This window comes from Lyngbya aestuarii BL J (assembly GCF_000478195.2).
In the GTDB taxonomy this organism is placed as follows: domain Bacteria; phylum Cyanobacteriota; class Cyanobacteriia; order Cyanobacteriales; family Microcoleaceae; genus Capilliphycus; species Capilliphycus aestuarii.
In genome coordinates, this window is sequence record NZ_AUZM01000037.1 from 42,310 (window position 1) to 61,062 (window position 18,753).

Annotated in this window: 31 protein-coding genes; all 31 read right to left on the reverse strand. The window is 46.0% G+C overall.

The window, feature by feature from the left end; all coding sequences use genetic code 11:
* Positions 1-20: 20 nt before the first annotated feature.
* Complete coding sequence (locus M595_RS32380) at positions 21-692, reverse strand: hypothetical protein (protein WP_023067363.1); 672 nt, start codon at positions 690-692, stop codon at positions 21-23.
* Complete coding sequence (locus M595_RS32385) at positions 682-1,122, reverse strand: hypothetical protein (RefSeq protein ID WP_238987086.1); 441 nt, start codon at positions 1,120-1,122, stop codon at positions 682-684. The genes M595_RS32380 and M595_RS32385 overlap by 11 nt, the downstream gene beginning before the upstream one ends.
* Positions 1,123-1,354: 232 nt before the next feature.
* Positions 1,355-2,461 carry a peptide chain release factor 1 gene (gene prfA, locus M595_RS16025; RefSeq protein ID WP_023067362.1) on the reverse strand — a complete coding sequence of 369 codons (1,107 nt, stop codon included), beginning with the start codon at positions 2,459-2,461 and terminating at the stop codon, positions 1,355-1,357.
* Between the two features lie 242 nt (positions 2,462-2,703).
* Positions 2,704-2,961 (reverse strand): 50S ribosomal protein L31, encoded by a 258-nt coding sequence (gene rpmE / locus M595_RS16030; protein ID WP_023067340.1) that lies wholly within the window; start codon positions 2,959-2,961, stop codon positions 2,704-2,706.
* Positions 2,962-3,128: 167 nt separating this feature from the next.
* Entirely contained in the window at positions 3,129-3,539 is a 411-nt protein-coding gene (rpsI, locus tag M595_RS16035) for a 30S ribosomal protein S9 (RefSeq protein ID WP_023067389.1), read from the reverse strand.
* A complete protein-coding gene (gene rplM / locus M595_RS16040) occupies positions 3,539-3,997 on the reverse strand; it encodes a 50S ribosomal protein L13 (protein WP_023067370.1) in 459 nt (152 codons plus the stop codon). Before rplM ends, rpsI begins: the two co-directional genes overlap by 1 nt.
* Before the next feature lie 106 nt (positions 3,998-4,103).
* Entirely contained in the window at positions 4,104-4,943 is an 840-nt protein-coding gene (gene truA / locus M595_RS16045; RefSeq protein WP_023067399.1) for a tRNA pseudouridine(38-40) synthase TruA, read from the reverse strand.
* A gap of 127 nt (positions 4,944-5,070) precedes the next feature.
* Entirely contained in the window at positions 5,071-5,421 is a 351-nt protein-coding gene (gene rplQ, locus M595_RS16050) for a 50S ribosomal protein L17 (protein WP_023067338.1), read from the reverse strand.
* Between the two features lie 167 nt (positions 5,422-5,588).
* Positions 5,589-6,533, reverse strand: a complete 945-nt coding sequence (locus M595_RS16055; protein WP_023067386.1) for a DNA-directed RNA polymerase subunit alpha — start codon at positions 6,531-6,533, stop codon at positions 5,589-5,591.
* Between the two features lie 119 nt (positions 6,534-6,652).
* The gene (rpsK, locus tag M595_RS16060; RefSeq protein ID WP_040484204.1) at positions 6,653-7,045 is read right to left on the reverse strand and encodes a 30S ribosomal protein S11; all 393 of its coding nucleotides are present in this window, start codon (positions 7,043-7,045) and stop codon (positions 6,653-6,655) included.
* 87 nt (positions 7,046-7,132) lie between these two features.
* The gene (gene rpsM / locus M595_RS16065) at positions 7,133-7,516 is read right to left on the reverse strand and encodes a 30S ribosomal protein S13 (protein WP_040484205.1); all 384 of its coding nucleotides are present in this window, start codon (positions 7,514-7,516) and stop codon (positions 7,133-7,135) included.
* A gap of 335 nt (positions 7,517-7,851) precedes the next feature.
* Positions 7,852-7,965, reverse strand: a complete 114-nt coding sequence (rpmJ, locus tag M595_RS29340; protein WP_071782548.1) for a 50S ribosomal protein L36 — start codon at positions 7,963-7,965, stop codon at positions 7,852-7,854.
* Positions 7,966-8,074: 109 nt separating this feature from the next.
* Positions 8,075-8,299 carry a translation initiation factor IF-1 gene (gene infA / locus M595_RS16070; protein WP_009782729.1) on the reverse strand — a complete coding sequence of 75 codons (225 nt, stop codon included), beginning with the start codon at positions 8,297-8,299 and terminating at the stop codon, positions 8,075-8,077.
* A 276-nt stretch (positions 8,300-8,575) separates the two neighbouring features.
* Positions 8,576-9,157, reverse strand: a complete 582-nt coding sequence (locus M595_RS16075) for an adenylate kinase (RefSeq protein ID WP_023067371.1) — start codon at positions 9,155-9,157, stop codon at positions 8,576-8,578.
* Positions 9,157-10,464, reverse strand: coding sequence for a preprotein translocase subunit SecY (gene secY / locus M595_RS16080; RefSeq protein ID WP_009782731.1), 1,308 nt, complete (start codon positions 10,462-10,464; stop codon positions 9,157-9,159). Before secY ends, M595_RS16075 begins: the two co-directional genes overlap by 1 nt.
* Positions 10,465-10,504: 40 nt before the next feature.
* Positions 10,505-11,002: a 50S ribosomal protein L15 gene (gene rplO, locus M595_RS16085; RefSeq protein ID WP_023067360.1), complete on the reverse strand. Its 498-nt coding sequence runs from the start codon at positions 11,000-11,002 to the stop codon at positions 10,505-10,507.
* A 72-nt stretch (positions 11,003-11,074) separates the two neighbouring features.
* Positions 11,075-11,614, reverse strand: a complete 540-nt coding sequence (rpsE, locus tag M595_RS16090; RefSeq protein ID WP_023067402.1) for a 30S ribosomal protein S5 — start codon at positions 11,612-11,614, stop codon at positions 11,075-11,077.
* A gap of 34 nt (positions 11,615-11,648) precedes the next feature.
* Positions 11,649-12,011: a 50S ribosomal protein L18 gene (gene rplR, locus M595_RS16095; RefSeq protein WP_009782734.1), complete on the reverse strand. Its 363-nt coding sequence runs from the start codon at positions 12,009-12,011 to the stop codon at positions 11,649-11,651.
* Positions 12,012-12,014: 3 nt separating this feature from the next.
* Positions 12,015-12,560, reverse strand: coding sequence for a 50S ribosomal protein L6 (gene rplF, locus M595_RS16100; protein ID WP_023067381.1), 546 nt, complete (start codon positions 12,558-12,560; stop codon positions 12,015-12,017).
* Between the two features lie 284 nt (positions 12,561-12,844).
* Positions 12,845-13,246 carry a 30S ribosomal protein S8 gene (gene rpsH, locus M595_RS16105; protein WP_023067405.1) on the reverse strand — a complete coding sequence of 134 codons (402 nt, stop codon included), beginning with the start codon at positions 13,244-13,246 and terminating at the stop codon, positions 12,845-12,847.
* 24 nt (positions 13,247-13,270) lie between these two features.
* The gene (gene rplE, locus M595_RS16110) at positions 13,271-13,819 is read right to left on the reverse strand and encodes a 50S ribosomal protein L5 (RefSeq protein WP_023067396.1); all 549 of its coding nucleotides are present in this window, start codon (positions 13,817-13,819) and stop codon (positions 13,271-13,273) included.
* Between the two features lie 89 nt (positions 13,820-13,908).
* Positions 13,909-14,259, reverse strand: a complete 351-nt coding sequence (rplX, locus tag M595_RS16115) for a 50S ribosomal protein L24 (protein WP_023067376.1) — start codon at positions 14,257-14,259, stop codon at positions 13,909-13,911.
* Complete coding sequence (gene rplN / locus M595_RS16120) at positions 14,260-14,628, reverse strand: 50S ribosomal protein L14 (protein ID WP_009782740.1); 369 nt, start codon at positions 14,626-14,628, stop codon at positions 14,260-14,262. It lies immediately after the preceding gene.
* 72 nt (positions 14,629-14,700) lie between these two features.
* Positions 14,701-14,949, reverse strand: coding sequence for a 30S ribosomal protein S17 (rpsQ, locus tag M595_RS16125; protein WP_009782741.1), 249 nt, complete (start codon positions 14,947-14,949; stop codon positions 14,701-14,703).
* A gap of 62 nt (positions 14,950-15,011) precedes the next feature.
* Positions 15,012-15,278 (reverse strand): 50S ribosomal protein L29, encoded by a 267-nt coding sequence (gene rpmC / locus M595_RS16130; protein WP_023067394.1) that lies wholly within the window; start codon positions 15,276-15,278, stop codon positions 15,012-15,014.
* A 42-nt stretch (positions 15,279-15,320) separates the two neighbouring features.
* Positions 15,321-15,749: a 50S ribosomal protein L16 gene (gene rplP, locus M595_RS16135; protein ID WP_040484206.1), complete on the reverse strand. Its 429-nt coding sequence runs from the start codon at positions 15,747-15,749 to the stop codon at positions 15,321-15,323.
* A 66-nt stretch (positions 15,750-15,815) separates the two neighbouring features.
* Positions 15,816-16,544 (reverse strand): 30S ribosomal protein S3, encoded by a 729-nt coding sequence (rpsC, locus tag M595_RS16140; RefSeq protein WP_023067378.1) that lies wholly within the window; start codon positions 16,542-16,544, stop codon positions 15,816-15,818.
* 91 nt (positions 16,545-16,635) lie between these two features.
* Positions 16,636-16,995 (reverse strand): 50S ribosomal protein L22, encoded by a 360-nt coding sequence (gene rplV, locus M595_RS16145; RefSeq protein ID WP_009782745.1) that lies wholly within the window; start codon positions 16,993-16,995, stop codon positions 16,636-16,638.
* A 102-nt stretch (positions 16,996-17,097) separates the two neighbouring features.
* Positions 17,098-17,382, reverse strand: coding sequence for a 30S ribosomal protein S19 (gene rpsS, locus M595_RS16150; protein WP_009782746.1), 285 nt, complete (start codon positions 17,380-17,382; stop codon positions 17,098-17,100).
* A gap of 92 nt (positions 17,383-17,474) precedes the next feature.
* The gene (rplB, locus tag M595_RS16155) at positions 17,475-18,338 is read right to left on the reverse strand and encodes a 50S ribosomal protein L2 (protein WP_023067384.1); all 864 of its coding nucleotides are present in this window, start codon (positions 18,336-18,338) and stop codon (positions 17,475-17,477) included.
* A 54-nt stretch (positions 18,339-18,392) separates the two neighbouring features.
* A complete protein-coding gene (locus M595_RS16160; protein ID WP_023067401.1) occupies positions 18,393-18,701 on the reverse strand; it encodes a 50S ribosomal protein L23 in 309 nt (102 codons plus the stop codon).
* Positions 18,702-18,753: the final 52 nt, after the last annotated feature.

The following is an 18,753-nucleotide window of genomic DNA, read 5'->3' on the forward strand; positions in this document are numbered from 1 at the left end:
TTAAAAACGTAATTCAACCCCTAATTTCTAGCTTTAAAATCCTTAAAGCTGGTTTGAAATTCATACATCAATCGATTAACGTTATTTGTCGCTCTCGGAAAGATATCATATTCCCATTTGCGCTTGCGACTCGCTAACAGTTTAGCCGCAGAATCCGATGCACTATTAGACACGAAGTAACAGTTCCCAGCAACTCTCAACTCAGACGAAAACGCAATAAAAGCCTGAGCCAATTCAAACTTAAGTTGAGACGTATAATATTGACAATCAACCGCCATTAAAATTCGAGAAGCACGCGGTTGTCGTTGGTTGGCTCGACAGCTATCCGCCTCCATTTTATACAATACACACAGATCACAATCATACAAAACTCTCAAGCGACCATGAATTTTAACCCCCATGTGAATTTCTAAGGGCGGTTTATCCTGAAATTCTATGACCGCATGAGTGTAGGGTTTAGACGGATCATAAATTTGTCCGGCTCGTCTGCGAAACACTAACTGTTCTGGGTTACGTTTGAGAACATCTTTATAATAAACTAACGCGCCTTCATTTCGAGCCGCCTTAATAATAATACAAAAAACATAAAAATTATACAATTCAGAAAGCTCTGTCTCTGTCTGAATTTCCGGATGAAGGGTTTGTTTTAACTGTTGGCTAATATCTTGAATTAACCGAGTATTAATTGACATCTTTTTGCACCTCTTTCTCTAACTTTAACAGCAGTTTTAATAACGTTTCAGCTTCTTTTTGACGATGAGTTGCTAATTCAACTGGAAATTTAAGATCTTGAGTTTTCTTTTCAAACGAAGACGTAAACTGAATCTCCGGTTGTAGATCAGAAGTCATCACTTCTTCGCTTAAATGACGAGCAATTTCCAACTCTAAATCAACCGCATGAACCACCGCTTTTTTAATCGCATGAATTAACAGCAAAAGTTGTTCTTGCGGCGTATAATAAGTTAATTTTAAATCAGGAGATTTGCGCCCTGATACCATTTCTTCCACGGTTTTACCCGCACTAATCACCTCAAAAACTTGTTGACTAACCCAAGCAAATTGAAGTTGATTTAAAATTTCGACCAATTGATCGTAAACGGTCAAACAGTCTTGCTCATTCATCACTGTCACCGCCATACTCTTATTACTAATTTTTTCGAGCTATGCTTTTTTTAGAACTCTCTCTATTGTAGCGGATTTATTCTAAAAAATGATTTAAAAGTCAACAAAAATTAATCTGTCCCGACTTTAAAATAAGTTAGAGGGCGACCCGATGGACACCCCCACAAAAATTCTCCCTATAAGCATCACATTTGGGAAAAACAATCAAATTTCACAGCCTGCTGTAATCAGATTACACCGAAGCCGGAGTCGAAGCATTCGCCAGTTCCAATAGTCGTTCTTGCTGATCCGTAAAGACACAAGCATCAACCACATCATCCATCCCCCCCTCCAAAACGGGAGTTAGAGAGAAGTTCTGGCCCAAACGATGATCTGTGACGCGGTTATCTTTATAGTTGTAAGTGCGAATTTTCTCCGAACGAGCGCCTGTCCCCACCTGAGATCGCCGCATAGAAGTCACCGCTTCTTGTTGTTCACGCAGTTTCATCTCATAGAGTTTCGCTCGCAAAATCTGCATCGCCCGTTCCCGGTTTTGAAGCTGACTGCGTTCTTCAGTACAAAAAATCCGAATTCCCGTCGGTTTGTGAATTAGATCAACCGCCGTTTCCACCTTGTTGACATTTTGCCCTCCAGCCCCCCCGGAACGAGCGGTACTCATTTCTATATCTTTGGGATCAATTTCCACATCCACTTCATCGACTTCTGGCATCACCGCCACCGTTGCCGTTGAGGTATGAACTCGGCCTCCGGCTTCGGTCAGAGGCACCCGTTGAACCCGATGAACTCCGGCTTCAAATTTCAGCTTGCTATAGACTTGATCGCCCTTAATTTCCAAAATGGCTTCTTTAAAACCGCCCATATCCGCAGACGACTCACTCACCATTTTCACCTGCCAGTTTTGGCCTTCAGCATAGCGAGAATACATTCGCACCAAGTCACCCGCCCAGATACTCGCTTCATCCCCGCCCGTTCCGGCTCGGATCTCTAACATGATATTTTTATCATCATTGGGATCACTCGGTAACAAGAGAACTTTCAAGTTGATTTCCAACTGTTCGAGCTGGTTTTGTAGTTCCTCAACTTCCAAAGTCGCCATCTCTTTCATTTCCGGATCTTCTCCGGCTTCTTTCTGGACTTGTCGCGCTCCAGTCAGTTCCTCCTGGGCGGTTTTCCAGAGTTGATAAGTATTGACGACTTCCTCAATTGAAGACCGTTCTTTTGCGATCCGCTGTAACTCCGTCGGGTTATTAGACACATCTGGATCAGCAAGGCGCAGAGTCAGTTCATTAAACGTCTGCTCGAAAGACCTTAATTTTTCGATTAAATAAGTCTCAGCCATTGTCTCGTTGTCCTTTGTCAGTTGTCAGTTGTCAGTTGTCAGAATAGTCGATGAGCTGTGGGGTATGGGGAAGTCAGAGAATGAAAAGGCGCAATTTTAGCCTCGGTTAACTCCACTGACCACCCGCCCAATTGATAGAGTTTCAAGTTCTACCCTCACCGATCACAGACGAAAGTATTTTGAGAGTCAGTTGTCAGTAGAGAACGCTACAGACCCCAGACGACAGACAAACGACAACGGAGCTATTTTTCTTGCTGATCGCTATCGCTTTTTTCAGCTTCAGGTTGAGCTTCACTCACCATGCCATACTTCCGCAAGAAGCGCTCTACCCGACCTTCTGTATCAATAATCTTCTGAGTTCCGGTGTAATAGGGATGATTTCCCGACCACACATCAACATAAATTTTCGGCTGAGTCGAACCAACAGTCATGACTAATTCACCGTTGCAAAAGACTTCAGCTTCTGGATACCATTCGGGATGAATATCAGATTTAGGCATAGTTCAAAATAAAAAAAATGAAGATTGCTTTGATCTCTATTTTAACGATAATTTACCCTTGAAAGCGTGACTTTTTGGAGCAGGAATTGAGATCCAACTCAGAGACTTCTTAGAAGTCCCTGTTTTTCCATCTTGGGAATTTGTCAGCGATCATGTAGGGTGTTAGTTTATCGTTTCGAGAATTGAGGAGCTTTACGAGCTTTGCGTAACCCATATTTTTTCCGTTCTTTCGCACGGGGGTCACGAGTTAAATAGCCCTCAATTTTCAACGGTTGGCGATTATCTGGACTCAGTTCGCACAACGCTCTGGCTACCCCAAGACGAATAGATTCCGCTTGACCAGTTAATCCTCCCCCTTTGACATTGACAAGAATGTCATAATCATTTTCTAAGCCCAGGGTTTCTAGAGGAGCCTTAGCAGAAGAAATATAACTGGGATTAAATTGTAAGTAAGATTCGCCTTCTCGATGATTAATCGTCAGTATTCCCGTACCCGGAACTAGACGGACTCGGGCGATGGAGGCTTTACGACGACCCGTTCCCCAATAAACAGCGCGATCATTATCAGTTGCTTGCATTAGTTGTCTCCTTTAGGAAGTGTGTTAATGGTCATCATTTCAGGCTGTTGAGCCATGTGCGGATGATCGGGGCCTGCATAGACTTTGAGTTTTTTAAACAGTTGTCGTCCCAGGGCATTTTTGGGTAGCATTCCCTTCACCGCTTGTTCAATAATCCGTTCGGGAATACGATTTTGCAAATGAGCAAAGTTTTCTGTTCTCATTCCCCCCGGTCTACCGGAGTGATTTCGATACAGTTTTTGGGAAGCTTTTTTGCCGGTCACTTGCACTTTTTCAGCATTAATAACAATGACAAAATCTCCGGTATCCATGTGAGGCGTAAAAATCGGCTTTCTTTTGCCCCGAATAATACTAGCAATTTCACACGCCAGACGACCCAACCGTTGATCGGCGGCATCGACGACATACCATTTTTGCTCGAGAGAATCTTGAGTGGGAAGGTAAGTTTTTGTTGTCATTTTTCACTATCCTTGATTCTGTGAGAGAGACGGTCATTTGCTCTATCAATTCTTGATAATAGAGCCATAATCATGGGCAATGCGATCAATAATTGGGCGATCGCGATCACGAAGAATGTGTTACCGAGAAAGAAGTCTGTGTTCGGTTCATCACAAACTCAGGATAGGTATCAAACCAAACTTCATGATCAAAGGGAAAGTCTTGATAGCCAACTCGCAGTAAACAAAGACCACGCGCGGGAGCCGAATATTTGACGAGATCTCGGCGTTCGTCAACCCAAATATCAGTGAAGTTTTCCAGCGATCGCGCTTGAGTCCCCACTTCGACTAATAACCCCAACAGTAGTCGCATCATCCCGTATAAAAATCCACTCGCCTGCACTTCGATTTGAATAAACGGCCCTTGTCGTTGACAGGAAACATCCTGCACATCAACCCAAGCATGAGGACGACGGGTACCGGCCCGTTGAAAGGCGCTGAGATGATGACGTCCCAGTAAGGGGGTTAAAGCCGCTTGCATGAGCGTTTCATCCAAAGGGGCATGATAATAATGCCAACTCCAGGGACGCACAAACAAGTTAGGACGTGAGTCTGTGTACAACAGATAGCGATAACGTCTCCACACGGCGGAGAAGCGAGCGTGCCAACTCGGATCGACTTGAGCGGAGGCGCGAACCAGAATATCATGGGGCAAGCGATGATTGAGAATGGTTGCCCAGCGATAGCCAGGAATCGGCCCCGTTACTTCAAAGTGAGCGACTTGAGCGGCGGCATGAACCCCTGCATCGGTACGACCCGCCCCATGTAAGGTCACAGGATAATCCACAACATTGGCAATTGCTGTTTCTATTTCTTCTTGGACTGTTCGTCCATTGGGTTGTCGTTGCCAACCGTTAAAGCGAGTTCCCTGATATTGAATAACCAGAGCAATCCGCTTTCGATCCATCGGCTGCGGGTCATCGCTCTCTTTGACTCCTGTTGATCTCGTCCGATTCATGCTGTTCACGTCACGGGTCATTGACGATTGGGTGTTTCGGGTTTGCGATCGCCACTTTTTTCTGGAAATTTCCAGGTTAAACTAATTCAATGATTGCCATTTCTGCATTATCACCTCGACGGCGCACGGTACGCACCACCCGAGTATATCCACCATTGCGCGTTCCATAACGCTCTCCGGCCGCTTCAAACAGCGCATGGACAAGCTGTTTATCATAGAGATAACCCATTGCCGCCCGTCTGGCAGACAAAGAGCCATCTTTAGCCAAGGTAATCATTTTTTCGGCTGCCGCTCTTACAGCTTTAGCTCGAGTTTTAGTGGTTGTAATTCGACCATGACGAATTAATTCGGTGGCCAGCGATCGCAAGAGGGCCTTACGCTGGTCTGCGGGTTTACCTAGTCTGGCAACACGACAACGATGACGCATAACAATTTCCGATTAACAACGTGATTACTAGCAGTTTGTCAGTCTTAGAAACAGGGTGAGCCGTCTAGATTTCTAGGCTGAATGTGCGGCTTGTCCTTCTTGAGTGATCTTCGCGGGGGAGCGAGCCACTGATCTTCCCCTGCGATTGTTTTTCCTCCATCCCCGGACTAGGGTTTACCGGCTCTTTCCTGAGGTAAGGTAATTCCCAGGCGTTTTTGTAGGGCTTCAATCACCTCTTCGGCGGACTTTTGACCAAAGTTTTTGATTTCCAAAAGATCTTCTTGGGTATAATCCCGTAAGTCTGCCACTGAGTTAATTTGAGCGCGTTTGAGACAGTTATAGGCTCGCACCGAAAGTTGGAGTTCTTCGATCGGGATTTGACTGGTGGGATCGACATCATCGGTCTGATCCGTTTTAATAGATTCAAGCGTGATATCTTTGAGCGGAACAAATAGATCGACTAAGATTGTGGCCGCTTGACTTAACGCCTCTTGGGGAGTCAAACTCCCATTCGTCGAGATCTCTAGAATCAGCCGATCTTTTTCGAGTGAACCCCCTACCCTTGCATCTTCAACGGTGTAATTGACTTTACGAACCGGCATAAACACAGCATCAATTTGTAAAAAATCGACTGCTGTAGCTTCATCTCGATTGCGATCAATCGCCCGATACCCTGTTCCCTTTTCGACCTGAAATTCCATCTCCAAGGTTGATCCTGGAGATAAGGTCGCGATATATTGATTTTTGTCTACGACTTCTACCTCTGAAGGTAGATCAAAGTGTCCCGCTGTTACAGTAGCCGGACCTTGAACCAATAAACGACCAATTTGCCTTTGGTTAGAATAGCTATTGAGAACAATTTCTTTCAAGTTCAGCAGAATTTCTAATACATCTTCTCTTACCCCTGGAATTGTGGCAAACTCATGATTAACTCCGGCAATCCGAACGGCTGTCACTGCCGTTCCTTCTAGGTTTGACAACAGTACCCGTCTGAGGGCGTTGCCAACTGTTGTTCCCTGCCCGCGATCTAGCGGTTCCAGGACAAATTTACCGTATTGACTCCGGTCTGTATCAGTGTTTGACTCAATACACTCAATCTTAAATTGCGCCACCGATTGACCTCCCTTCTCCTTTGAACCCCGAAGTGTATTTGATTAAAAGCGAAAAATGAAAAACTGCCGGACTGACATTTTCCATTTTCCATTTGCATCCCAGCACTGTGAGTTCCTGATTAGACACGACGCCGTTTTGGAGGACGGCAACCATTGTGAGGAATGGGTGTAATATCTCGAATCAGGGTGATTTCTAGTCCCGCTCCTTGCAAAGCTCGAATCGCTGTTTCTCGACCGGCACCCGGGCCACTAACCATGACTTCGATTTGTCGCATTCCTTGATCATTGGCTCGCCGTCCGGCACTTTCTGCGGCAGTTTGAGCGGCAAAGGGAGTTCCTTTTTTTGCCCCTTTAAAGCCAGTTGATCCCGCTGATGCCCAGGAAATGACTTCACCGTTGGGATCAGTAATCGTCACAATCGTATTATTGAACGTGGATTGAATGTAGGCCATCCCATTGGGTACGTTGCGCTTTTGCTTTTTGGTTCCTGACTTTTTTGATGGTTTTGCCATAGTTACATCTCTAACGCGATCTCATTTGTTTTGATTACCCACCGATTTGCTAGGTCAGCACACGATGGGGCAATGGTTTGTTTAACCTTATTTCTTCGCACTTGCCTTTTTCCGACCGGCAACGGTACGCCGCGCACCCCGACGAGTTCGCGCATTGGTTCGAGTCCGTTGACCCCGTACAGGTAGTCCCATACGATGACGCCGACCCCGATAAGTCCCAATATCCATCAGACGCTTGATGTTCATTGCTTCCCAGCGTCTGAGATCTCCTTCAACTTGATATTGACTTTGAACCAGAGATCGTAAGGCTGCAACTTCCGCATCGCTGAGATCTTTGACTCGGGTATCCGGATTGACACCCGTTTCTTTCAAAATTTCTTTGGACCGTGAGAGTCCAATTCCGTAAATGTAAGTCAGACCAATTTCAACACGTTTATCTCGTGGAAGGTCTACTCCGGCTATACGTGCCACGCTTATTTCTCCCTGAAATATATTCTGTAAAGTTACTCTATCGACGAATGCAGTAAAATGACTGCATTAAGTTTTGACTTCGTACCCCCACCCAACGCACACGCCTAAACATTTTGAGGTGAAGGCAGGTTTTGCTCCAACCTTCTACTCTAACGAATACGCGAGTTTTAGGTTAGTCTCGGTTGCTTTCCTGAGTGGCAATTGCGGTTGAGCTAAAATATGACCTCAACGGGGTTTGAAAGAGTAGAGTCTTAACACATCTGAGTTTGTCGGACTTGAGTCTAGATTCGCTGTTATCCAAAAACTAATTTAGAGTTCTTGGAGTCGGTTGCTAACTATCCTTGTCGCTGTTTGTGCTTCGGATTGGAACAGATCACCATCACCCTGCCACGACGACGGATGACGCGACATTTTTCGCAAATTTTTCGGACTGATGCTCTTACTTTCATGCCGGTTCTGGCAATACTACAACAAATTTATTATTATATCATTGATTGAGAAAGTTGATCCAATATTAATCCCTTTTGATCATCAAAAAGGCAGTGGATCAACCTCAACCTACTTCTTCTTCAGGCGATATGTAATTCTACCTTTAGTCAGATCGTAAGGAGTTAATTCCACCTTAACTCGGTCTCCCGGTAAAATCTTGATGTAGTTGCGGCGGATCTTGCCGGAAATATGAGCTAAAACATTGAACCCATTATCAAGATCCACACGAAACATAGCATTTGGAAGAGACTCTGTAACCGTTCCTTCCATTTCAATCAAATCTTGCTTAGACAAGCTGTTTTTTCCTCAATTCAACCGAACTGCTCCTTGAACCTATCTTTGCCGTTCCAGACAGACTAGCTCTAACCCTTGGCTGATTTGCGCTCAAGATGCAATTCTTAACATATTTTATCAAAATCTTCAAATAAACGGAGGAACTCATGTTAAGGGGAGACCGCCTGCTAGTTAGAGTCTAGCCTGAAGAACGAAGTATCTTGTCAATGCAGAAATCAGGATTTGGTCAGACTTAAAGCTGTTGCTCTCCCACCCATTCAAGAGAACACAAAACCATTAAGCAACAATTGCCTTTTTCAAGGCATCTGTCACCTGATCAAGCGGAAGATTCCCATTGACAACACTCAACTGATTGCGATCGCTATAGAACTGAATCAACGGTTCCGTTTGTTCGTGATACACTTGCAAGCGATGACGAATGGTTTCTTCACTATCATCAGCCCGACCCCGAGCTAGTAAGCGCTCAATCAAAACCTCATCCGGGACTTCCAAATTGATCGTACTCAAACCGTTGGCATCAGCATTTTCGGAACCCTGTTCAGCCTTCTGTCGCTGCACCAGACTTTCAACAAAAGTTGCTTGAGTCACATTCCGAGGAAAACCATCAAGAATCCAACCCTTTTGAGCATCCGACTGATCAAGACGCTCCTGCACCATATTGAGAATCAACTGATCGGGAACCAAATCTCCTTGATCCATAAACCTGCGCGCTTTTTGACCTAAATCAGTCTGTTGAGCGACATGAGTTCTCAAGATATCACCCGTTGAGATATGAGGAACCGCTAACAACTCAGACAATCGTGCTGACTGCGTTCCTTTACCTGAACCTGGAGGGCCTAAAAAAATAACTTGAACCACTATCGCTTCACCATTCCTTCATAGCGTTGAGAAATTACATAAGTTTGCACCTGTTTCGCCGTGTCAATGGCTACACCCACCAAAATCAGGAGAGAAGTGGCACCAAATCCGCGAAAAGTGGGAACCCGAGTCGCGGTTTCAACGACAGTGGGAATAATCGCCACAAACCCTAAAAAGATCGCCCCCAAAAAGGTCAATCGATTTAAAACCCGCTCAATATATTCACTGGTCGCTCGACCTGGACGAATTCCCGGAATAGACGCCCCCATTTTTTTCAAGTTCTGCGCCATATCCACAGGTTGCAAAATCAGCGACGCATAGAAATAACTAAAGAACAAGATCAGCACCAAATAGAAAGCGGCATACAACCAAGGAGTCGGTCCACTCGGACTTAGAGCTGTCGCAATTTGAACTAAAATCGGATTGTTGGTAAATTGCGAGAGGGATGCAGGTAAAATCAAAACAGCCGAAGCAAAAATGATCGGCATCACCCCACCCTGATTCAGTCGCAACGGCAAATAACTGGTTTTTTCCCGATAAAGTTTCCGACCGACCTGACGACGAGCCGAAACAATCGGAATTCGCCTCGTTCCTTCTTGAACAAACACAATCCCGACGATCATCGCCAAGAAAATCAGCAACAGGATAATCACCCGACCGACAATGGCGCGATCACCACTTTGAGCCAACTCAATTGTATTTCCCAAAGAGCGAGGCAGAACCGCCACAATATTGACAAAAATCAGCAATGAAGCCCCGTTCCCAATTCCGCGCTCGGTAATCAGTTCCGACACCCACATGACAAACATTGCCCCGGCTGATAACGCCAAGACCACCTCCGCCATAAACAAAGGCCCTGGACTTTCAGCAAAAGGACTCACCCACAAAGCCAGACCAATACTTTGCAGAACAGACCATCCGAAGGCAACATAACGGGTAATCTGAGAAATCTTACGGCGTCCCGCTTCCCCTTCATTTTTCTGTAAGTCTTCTAAAGTCGGTAATGCAGCCGTCATCAACTGCATGATGATCGAAGCATTAATAAAGGGTAAAATTCCCAAGGCAAAAATTCCCAGAGCTGAAAGGCCCCCACCCACAAACAAATCCAAAAAGCCAATCACGGGGCTATTTTGAATATTGGCACTAAAGGCAGCGCGATCAATTCCGGGAATGGGTAAAAATACCCCCAAACGAACTAAAATTAACAAGCCAATGGTGACTAGGATACGACCTCGTAACCCTGCGGCTTGAGCCATCTGCAAAAACGTCTCTTGTGCAGTTGGTGCTTTATCTCGACTAACAACCATTAAGGACTACCTCTTTCAAACCAAGTTGAACCGGGATCGCTCAGTCTTGCTCAGTCTGAGTTTCCTGAGTTTTTCCACTTGTTTTATTTTTGGCATCAATCGTCTGACAACTTCCCCCTGCGGCTTCAATTTTTGAGCGAGCAGTTTGGGTAAAAGCTGCGGCTTTGACTTGCAGCGGCACATTGAGTTCCCCATCTCCTAACACTTTTAACGGGCCATTATTACTGGTTAAAATTCCCGCTTTTTGTAAAGAATCAAGGGTAACTTCTGTATTGGCACTGCACGATGCCAACTTTCCTACATTAATGGTAGTGTACTGTTTCCGATTCACCAGAGGAAAGCCCTTTAATTTGGGCAAACGTCTGTAGAGAGGATTTTGACCTCCTTCAAATCCCGGTCGGGTACTTCTCCCGGAGCGAGCTTTTTGACCGCGCATCCCTTTACCACAGCTTGCCCCTTGGCCGGCAGAAATTCCTCGACCCAGGCGACGACGACGCTTGCGGGAGCCGGCTTTTGGTACGGCATCTTCTAATCTCATGGTTTTTTATCTGTGATCAGTTATCAGTTGTTGGGGATGAGAATTTTCATTGTCGGGTACAAACTCAACCCGTTAACTTGCATAAAGCTGCTCAACCGAAATTCCCCGTTCTCGGGCAACTTCTGACAAGGTTCTTAAGCTGGTGAGTGCATCAACCGCCGCTCGGGCATTATTGAGCGGGTTACTCGAACCGAGTTGTTTGGCGAGGATATTGCGAACGCCTGCCAGTTCAAGAACCGTTCGGACAGCTCCCCCGGCAATTACCCCAGTACCGGGTGCTGCGGGACGAATTAGCACTTTTGCACCGCCACCTTCTCCTTGAACCAGATGGGGAACAGAGTAGGATTTGGTCAGAGGGACTTCAATCACGTTTTTGCGACCATCTGCAACTCCTTTTTTAACCGCCCCAATGACATCGGCAGCTTTTCCGACCCCAACGCCCACTTGACCCCGTTCGTTACCGACGATCACAATCGCCCGGAAACTGAGTTTTTTACCGCCCTTGACGACTTTAGTCACCCGACGAATTTGTACAACCCGTTCTTGCCATTCTGTGTCTTTTTCTTTGGCGCGATTGCCTTTTTTGCGACGCTGCTGTTGTTGTTCTGCCATAATCGTTTATCCTCTTAGCTGTTCATGTTTAATTTTAGAAGTCTAAACCCGCTTCTCGGGCGGCTTCGGCAAGAGCTTTGACTCGACCGTGATAAAGGTAGCCACCTCGGTCAAAAACGACTTTGCTGATCCCTTGAGAGAGTAAACGTTGAGCTAGAAGCTGTCCCACTTGTACAGAGGCATCACAGGTTCCCCCGGTTTCGACTTGGGTTTTGAGATCGGGATCAAGGGTAGAAGCCGCCGCCAGGGTATGATGTTGAGTATCATCAATCACCTGAGCATAGATGTGTTTGTGAGAACGAAATACGGCTAACCGAGGCCGTTGGGAAGTGCCAAACACTTTGCGTCGAACACGGCGATGCCGACGAGTGCGTGATTCTCTGCGAGTCTGTTTCATGGTTTATTTCTTGGCTTTACCTGCTTTACCTGCTTTACGTCTGACTTGTTCTCCGGCATAGCGGATGCCTTTCCCTTTGTAGGGTTCAGGGGGACGAACGGCACGAATTTGAGCGGCGATATTCCCCACAACTTCTTTGTCGATGCCGCTAATAATCACGTTGGTATTGTTTTCCACCGCCACGGTAATCCCCTGGGGTGGGTTCATCTCCACGGGTTTGCTGTAGCCGACATTGAGAATCAAATTTTTTCCTTGAACTTGCGCCCGATACCCCACCCCTTGAATTTCCAGGCGTTTTTCAAATCCTTTGCTGACGCCATCGACCATATTGGCAACCAGGGTACGAGATAATCCATGTCGTTGACGAGCGACCCGGGACTCATCACGCCGTTTAACCAATAAGGTTTCACCGTCTTGTTCAAATAACACTTGAGCGGGTAGCACCCGAGAGAGTTCGCCTTTGGGGCCTTTGACGGTGATTTGTTGTCCCTCAATGGTTAAGGTTACTTTCGGGGGAATCGGAATTGGACGTTTACCAATTCTAGACATAATGCTTTTGTCAGTTGTAAGTTGTCAATTTTTGCAAGTCAAACAGCAAAACGGACATTGGTCTACAAAAAGGAATTCAATGATCTGATGAGCAACAAAGATCTAGAGTTCTGGGTTTAACCGTCGCCTGCTTTTCAACCAATGTCTCCATTGCAGAACGGATAAACGGATCTAATCAAAACATCAATCTTTGCTCAAGAGCATAGAGGTTCTCCGTTTTTTGCGCTCCCTATCCGTTGTAAAATCGAGACGGTTTTGAATGTTGATGTTACTTTCGACTCGACTTACCAGATGTAACAAAGCACTTCTCCGCCAATACCCTGACTACGGGCTTCTCGGTCGGTCATCACTCCTCGAGAGGTGGAGATAATCGCAATCCCAATTCCTCCTAAAACCCGAGGGAGTTCTTTGCGGTTGCTATAAACTCGTAAACCCGGGCGGCTGACTCGTTTTAGCTTTTTGATAATGGGAGTGCGAGTTTTCGGATTGTACTTCAAGGAGAGAACCAAAGCTTTTCTGATTCCTTCTCCGGTTTCCTCATACTCTCCAATAAAGCCTTCGTTCCTCAGCACTTTAGCAATGCTGCGAGTCATTTTCGTGGAGGGAATGTGTGTGGTTTGATGTCGCGCCAAGCAAGAGTTCCGAATGCGCGTCAACATATCTGAAATAGTATCGTTTGTTGGCATAGTTATTTCGTTGATCTAATCGCCTTAGTTTTCCCGGAAGGGCATTCCCATCTCTTTGAGTAAGGCACGTCCCTCTTCGTCGGACTGAGCGGTGGTAATAATTGAAATATCTAAACCCCGAATTTGATCGATGCTGTCGTATTCAATTTCAGGGAAAATGAGTTGTTCTCGAACACCCAAACTGTAGTTTCCTCGTCCATCGAAGCTTTTAGGGCTAATCCCCCGAAAGTCCCGAATTCGTGGCAATGCCAGGTGAATGAGTCGCTCTAAGAAGGCATACATCCGATCTGATCGCAATGTGACCATCACCCCAACGGGCATTCCTTGACGAATTTTAAATCCGGCGATCGCTTTTTTGGCTCGGGTAACCACTGGTTTTTGTCCAGTGATTAGAGAGATTTCCTTGAGTGATGAGTCGAGGGCTTTAGCATTCTGCGAAGCTTCTCCCAAGCCACGATTAATAGTTATTTTAATAATCTTGGGAACTTGATGGATATTTTGATATCCAAATTGCTCCATGAGCTTGGGAACGACTTTTTCGAGATACTGATTTTTTATTTGAGTGACTGCCATTGTGCTTGATCCTTTTCTATCCCTGGGCTTGGTCAGGGAGGGGTTGATACCAAGGTGAGAGTGATTTTTTTCCCGTTGTTTTAGAGAAATTAATCAAGAATCTCTCCGGTTTTTTTGAGCTTTCTTACTTTTCGTCCTTCTTCGGTGAAGGTGTAACAAATTCGACTGGCAACTTTTTCTTTGGTGGAATACAGCATGACATTAGAGCTATGAATTGGGGCTTCAAAGGTAATGATTTTGCCGGATTCTCCTTCTTGTTGAGGTTTGACGTGTTTGGTGCGGATGTTAATATCCTTAACGACGACTTTACTCAACTTGGGAATAGCGCGGATAACTTCTCCAACTTTGCCTTTATCTTTTCCGGCAATAATTTGTACGGTATCCCCTGTTTTGACGTGCATTTTCATCCGTTGGGATGAGGGTTGTTTCTTAAGCGCCATTTAAATAACCTCCGGTGCTAAGGAAACGATTTTCATGTAATTTTTCTCCCGTAGTTCACGAGCGATTGGGCCAAATACGCGGGTTCCTCGAGGATTACCCTCCGGGTTAATAATCACGGCGGCGTTATCATCAAACCGGATGCTCATGCCACTATCACGGCGCAGACTGTGACGAGTCCGAACAACGACCGCTCTCACTACATCTGATCGTTTAACGGCCATGTTGGGAATCGCATCTTTAACCACAGCAATAATCTCATCACCAATCCGGGCGTAGCGACGATTACCTCCACCCAGGATGCGGATACACATCACTTTTCGCGCTCCGCTATTATCAGCAACATTCAGGATAGTCTGCGTTTGAATCATGACACTTCATCGATTGTTGAGAGGTTGATTGTTGAAACGGTCTGAAAATCTTAGAAACGTTCTCGCTGGTGATTATTCAGGTCGAGAGGTTAGAATTTCAATCACATTCCAACGTTTTGTTTTACTCAAAGGTCGAGTTTCTTGAATGCGAACTCTATCCCCTTCTTGACACTGATTTTCTTCATCGTGAGCTTTGTACCGTCTGGTCTTCACCACGATTTTTCCATACTTGCGGTGGGGGGAACGGTTTTCAATCGCCACCACGACTGTTTTCTCCATTTTGTTGCTGACCACTAAGCCAACTCGTTCTTTGATTGCCATAGTTCTGTGTACTCAATAGATTGTCAAACCTGAAAACAATTGGTTTCCTTTCGCTGACTTTTTTAGGCTTCTTCTGCTGAGGAAGCGGGGGCTAATTCCGGTTCCGGAGTCGCAGATTCTTCTGCTTCAGCCTGCTGTTGTCGTTCCCGTTCAATGGTAAATAATTGAGCCAGTTGATGTTGAGTATGTTTAAACTCATGAGGCTTTTCTAGTCGCCCTGTGGCTTTCAGTAGACGTAGGTTAGCCAGATGTTTTTTGAGTTCAATAATCTTGTCAGACAGTTGTTCATCATTTAACTGTCTCACCTCTTTGATTTTTGGAAAAGCCATAACTCCTTAACCTCCTAATATATCCCTTAAAACCCTCTTCTTTTATTCGGAGGATTTTTCCTCCTTTGGTTTGACAATAAACTTTGTCTTAATCGGTAATTTAGAGTCGGCTAAACGCATGGCTTCGCGAGCAATTTCTTCAGAAACGCCAGCGAGTTCAAACATAATCCGTCCGGGCTTAACTACAGCAACCCAATACTCCGGCGCACCTTTACCGGAACCCATCCGAGTTTCAGCCGGACGCATGGTAATCGGTTTATCGGGAAAAATCCGAATCCAAATTTTTCCGCCCCGACGAATGTAACGAGTCATCGCCCGACGAGCAGCCTCTATTTGGCGGGAAGTAATCCAAGAGGGTTCGAGAGCTTGCAAAGCATATTCGCCGAAGCTAATAGTATTTCCTCGGCTCGCTTGACCTCTCATTCGGCCCCGTTGTTGTTTACGGAATTTCGTTCTTTTAGGACTTAACATCGGTGGTTCGTGGTAAGTTGTGGGCGATCAGTCGAAGGTCTATAGGCCTGATCATTTTCGGTTTCTTTATCCTTCGTTCGAGCGATCATCATATTTTTGACGTCGCGGTTGTTTACGTCGCGGTTGACCGACATTTGCAGTGTTTGAGGTTTCTTCCTGTCCGGGAATAATTTCACCTTTAAACACCCAAACTTTAATGCCGAGAATGCCATAAATGGTCAAAGCGGTGCAGTAGGCGTAGTCAATATCTGCCCGCAGCGTATGCAGAGGAACTCGACCTTCACGAGTCCATTCTGTCCGGGCAATTTCAGCCCCGTTGAGGCGGCCGCTGACTTGAACTTTGATCCCTTCTACTCCGGCTTTTTGGGCTCGGGTAATGGCTTGACGAACGACTCGACGGAAGGATACCCGTTTTTCCAGCTGCTGGGCAATGTATTCTGCGATTAACCGGGCATCGGCGTCAACGCGAGCGACTTCGACAACGTTGATCCGAATCTGACGATTGTTGCCCAGTTCTTTTTGTAAACCGACGCGCAGCGATTCAATCCCCGTTCCGCCTCGACCCACAACAACCCCAGGTCGTGCTGTTAACACTTCTAAGTCGATTTGATCGGCTTTACGTTCAATCCGAACATCCGAAATTCCTGCATTACTCAGGTTTTTTTGAATGTATTGGCGGATTTTATAGTCTTCTTGCAGCAGGTCGGGATAATGTTTGGCATCGGCGAACCATCTAGACTTATGTTCTTGGGTGATTCCTAAACGAAAACCGACTGGATTAATTTTTTGTCCCATAGCGAATTAAAGTATGAAATGGGTTAACGATTCATCATTGGATTGAAAGGTACAAAATTCAATGGATTGTAATTGTTGAACTCGAATTAATTTATTCCTCAACATTCGGAGCAACTGCCACGGTAATGTGACAAGTTGGCTTGCGAATTTGATAGGCACGACCTTGAGCGCGTGGGCGATAGCGTTTCAAACTTGGGCCTTGGTCGGCAAAAGCTTGAGAGACAACCAGAGTCGCTGGATCTAAACCCTGATTATGTTCAGCATTGGCTACGGCAGAACGCAAAGCCTTTAAGATAGGCTGACAAGACCGATAAGGCATAAATTCTAGAATGATCAGTGCCTCTCGATAGGAGCGTCCCCGAATTTGATCGAGGACTCGTCGTACTTTGTGAGGCGACATCCGAATATAGCGAGCGATCGCTTTAACTTCTGTGCTAGTGTCTACAGGCATTATGGTTTCCTCGATCCCTTGGATGTAGAGACGTTCTGGGTGAACGCCTTTACCCGTCAATAATTGCTGTATTGGGCAATCTACTTTTGATCCGGGTTGGTCTTATCGACGAGCCTTTTTGTCGCCCCCGGCGTGACTCCGATAGGTGCGAGTTGGAGCAAATTCACCTAACTTATGTCCAACCATTTGTTCGGTCACAAAGACAGGAACGTGTTGGCGGCCGTTGTGTACGGCGATGGTATGACCCACCATCAGGGGCAAAATTGTCGAAGCTCGTGACCAGGTTTTGATCACTTCTTTGCCTTTTTTGCCACTGGCATCTAAGGCGGCGATTTTTTTGAGTAAATGATCGGCGACAAATGGGCCTTTCTTGAGTGAACGAGACATAGTGACAACTCTTTGGATAATGTTCAGCGTTCAGAATTTCAGGAGATTTCTCTGCCGTTCGTCAAGTCTGGCAAACAGAGACTCGAACGCAATTAACTCTGACGACCGCCCTTACCCCGTTTGGAGGATTTGCGGCGACGACGAACAATTAATTTAGTGCTGCGCTTTTTGGGGTTGCGGGTTTTCAGACCCAAGGCAGGTTTACCCCAAGGCGTACAAGGACCACTGCGACCGATAGGAGCGCGTCCTTCACCCCCTCCATGAGGGTGATCGACCGGGTTCATTACACTTCCGCGAACGGTGGGTCTTTTGCCTTTCCAGCGGTTACGACCGGCTTTACCGATGCTGATGTTACGCGCTTCGATGTTGCCGACTTGTCCGATGGTTGCATAGCAACGAGCCTGGATTTTGCGTTGTTCTCCCGAAGGCAATTTCAGGGTGACATATTCCCCTTCTTTTGCCATAAGTTGGGCGCTAGCTCCGGCTGCTCGCACGACTTGTCCCCCTTTTCCGGGTACTAATTCGACATTATGAACGTCTGTTCCTAATGGAATTCTCGATAGGGGTAATGCGTTGCCCACTTCAATGGCGGACTCTGGCCCGGAGACGATCACGGTACCGACTTTCAACCCGACCGGATGCAAAATATATCGCTTTTCGCCATCGATATAATGCAGTAAGGCGATGCGGGCGTTACGGTTGGGGTCGTATTCGATCTCTGCAACTTTTGCCGGGATATTATGTTTATCGCGACGAAAATCAATGATACGGTAGAGTTTTTTATGTCCTCCACCCCGATGACGACAGGTGATTACACCTCGGTTGTTACGTCCCTTATGACGATGTTTGGTCGTGACGAGGGAAGGTTCTGGGGTTGAGCGTGTAACTTCAGCAAAGTCTGAAACTGAATGTTGTCGAGTGCTTGGGGTATAGGGTCGATATGAACGAATTCCCATGATTTTCCCTCTTTTTTATATCTGCAAAAAACAATCCTAAATTGTGAATTTCCCTTACACTTCTGGGAATAGGATTTTTCTTAGGGGTTCTCCATCCTCTAGAGTAACAATGGCTCGTTTATAGCGAGATTTGAATCCGATAAATTTGCCCACTCTACGCCGTTTTCGGGGCGGATTATGAGTATTGACACTCATCACTTTGACGGAGAACAAGAGTTCGACCGCTTCTTTAATGACGGGTTTACTCGCCCGAGGATCGACATCAAAGGTGAACTGGTTTAGCTCCATTAATACGGTTGCTTTTTCCGTCACAATCGGTCGTTTGATCACATCAGCGAGATCGCGGGTTTGATATTCAGTCACCGTAAACCTCCTGGATTTTCTCAAGGGCTGCGGCTGTGGTCACAATATTGTC

What these genes read in the sequence shown, in the direction of transcription:
- M595_RS32380 (WP_023067363.1), bottom strand. Translation starts at nt 692, where the DNA reads ATGTCAATTAATACTCGGTTAATTCAAGATATTAGCCAACAGTTAAAA.
- M595_RS32385 (WP_238987086.1), bottom strand. Translation starts at nt 1,122, where the DNA reads ATGAATGAGCAAGACTGTTTGACCGTTTACGATCAATTGGTCGAAATT.
- prfA (WP_023067362.1), bottom strand. Translation starts at nt 2,461, where the DNA reads ATGGCTGAGACTTATTTAATCGAAAAATTAAGGTCTTTCGAGCAGACG.
- rpmE (WP_023067340.1), bottom strand. Translation starts at nt 2,961, where the DNA reads ATGCCTAAATCTGATATTCATCCCGAATGGTATCCAGAAGCTGAAGTC.
- rpsI (WP_023067389.1), bottom strand. Translation starts at nt 3,539, where the DNA reads ATGCAAGCAACTGATAATGATCGCGCTGTTTATTGGGGAACGGGTCGT.
- rplM (WP_023067370.1), bottom strand. Translation starts at nt 3,997, where the DNA reads ATGACAACAAAAACTTACCTTCCCACTCAAGATTCTCTCGAGCAAAAA.
- truA (WP_023067399.1), bottom strand. Translation starts at nt 4,943, where the DNA reads ATGGATCGAAAGCGGATTGCTCTGGTTATTCAATATCAGGGAACTCGC.
- rplQ (WP_023067338.1), bottom strand. Translation starts at nt 5,421, where the DNA reads ATGCGTCATCGTTGTCGTGTTGCCAGACTAGGTAAACCCGCAGACCAG.
- rpsK (WP_040484204.1), bottom strand. Translation starts at nt 7,045, where the DNA reads ATGGCAAAACCATCAAAAAAGTCAGGAACCAAAAAGCAAAAGCGCAAC.
- rpmJ (WP_071782548.1), bottom strand. Translation starts at nt 7,965, where the DNA reads ATGAAAGTAAGAGCATCAGTCCGAAAAATTTGCGAAAAATGTCGCGTC.
- secY (WP_009782731.1), bottom strand. Translation starts at nt 10,464, where the DNA reads ATGGTTGTTAGTCGAGATAAAGCACCAACTGCACAAGAGACGTTTTTG.
- rplO (WP_023067360.1), bottom strand. Translation starts at nt 11,002, where the DNA reads ATGAGATTAGAAGATGCCGTACCAAAAGCCGGCTCCCGCAAGCGTCGT.
- rpsE (WP_023067402.1), bottom strand. Translation starts at nt 11,614, where the DNA reads ATGGCAGAACAACAACAGCAGCGTCGCAAAAAAGGCAATCGCGCCAAA.
- rplR (WP_009782734.1), bottom strand. Translation starts at nt 12,011, where the DNA reads ATGAAACAGACTCGCAGAGAATCACGCACTCGTCGGCATCGCCGTGTT.
- rplF (WP_023067381.1), bottom strand. Translation starts at nt 12,560, where the DNA reads ATGTCTAGAATTGGTAAACGTCCAATTCCGATTCCCCCGAAAGTAACC.
- rpsH (WP_023067405.1), bottom strand. Translation starts at nt 13,246, where the DNA reads ATGCCAACAAACGATACTATTTCAGATATGTTGACGCGCATTCGGAAC.
- rplE (WP_023067396.1), bottom strand. Translation starts at nt 13,819, where the DNA reads ATGGCAGTCACTCAAATAAAAAATCAGTATCTCGAAAAAGTCGTTCCC.
- rplX (WP_023067376.1), bottom strand. Translation starts at nt 14,259, where the DNA reads ATGGCGCTTAAGAAACAACCCTCATCCCAACGGATGAAAATGCACGTC.
- rplN (WP_009782740.1), bottom strand. Translation starts at nt 14,628, where the DNA reads ATGATTCAAACGCAGACTATCCTGAATGTTGCTGATAATAGCGGAGCG.
- rpsQ (WP_009782741.1), bottom strand. Translation starts at nt 14,949, where the DNA reads ATGGCAATCAAAGAACGAGTTGGCTTAGTGGTCAGCAACAAAATGGAG.
- rpmC (WP_023067394.1), bottom strand. Translation starts at nt 15,278, where the DNA reads ATGGCTTTTCCAAAAATCAAAGAGGTGAGACAGTTAAATGATGAACAA.
- rplP (WP_040484206.1), bottom strand. Translation starts at nt 15,749, where the DNA reads ATGTTAAGTCCTAAAAGAACGAAATTCCGTAAACAACAACGGGGCCGA.
- rpsC (WP_023067378.1), bottom strand. Translation starts at nt 16,544, where the DNA reads ATGGGACAAAAAATTAATCCAGTCGGTTTTCGTTTAGGAATCACCCAA.
- rplV (WP_009782745.1), bottom strand. Translation starts at nt 16,995, where the DNA reads ATGCCTGTAGACACTAGCACAGAAGTTAAAGCGATCGCTCGCTATATT.
- rpsS (WP_009782746.1), bottom strand. Translation starts at nt 17,382, where the DNA reads ATGTCTCGTTCACTCAAGAAAGGCCCATTTGTCGCCGATCATTTACTC.
- rplB (WP_023067384.1), bottom strand. Translation starts at nt 18,338, where the DNA reads ATGGGAATTCGTTCATATCGACCCTATACCCCAAGCACTCGACAACAT.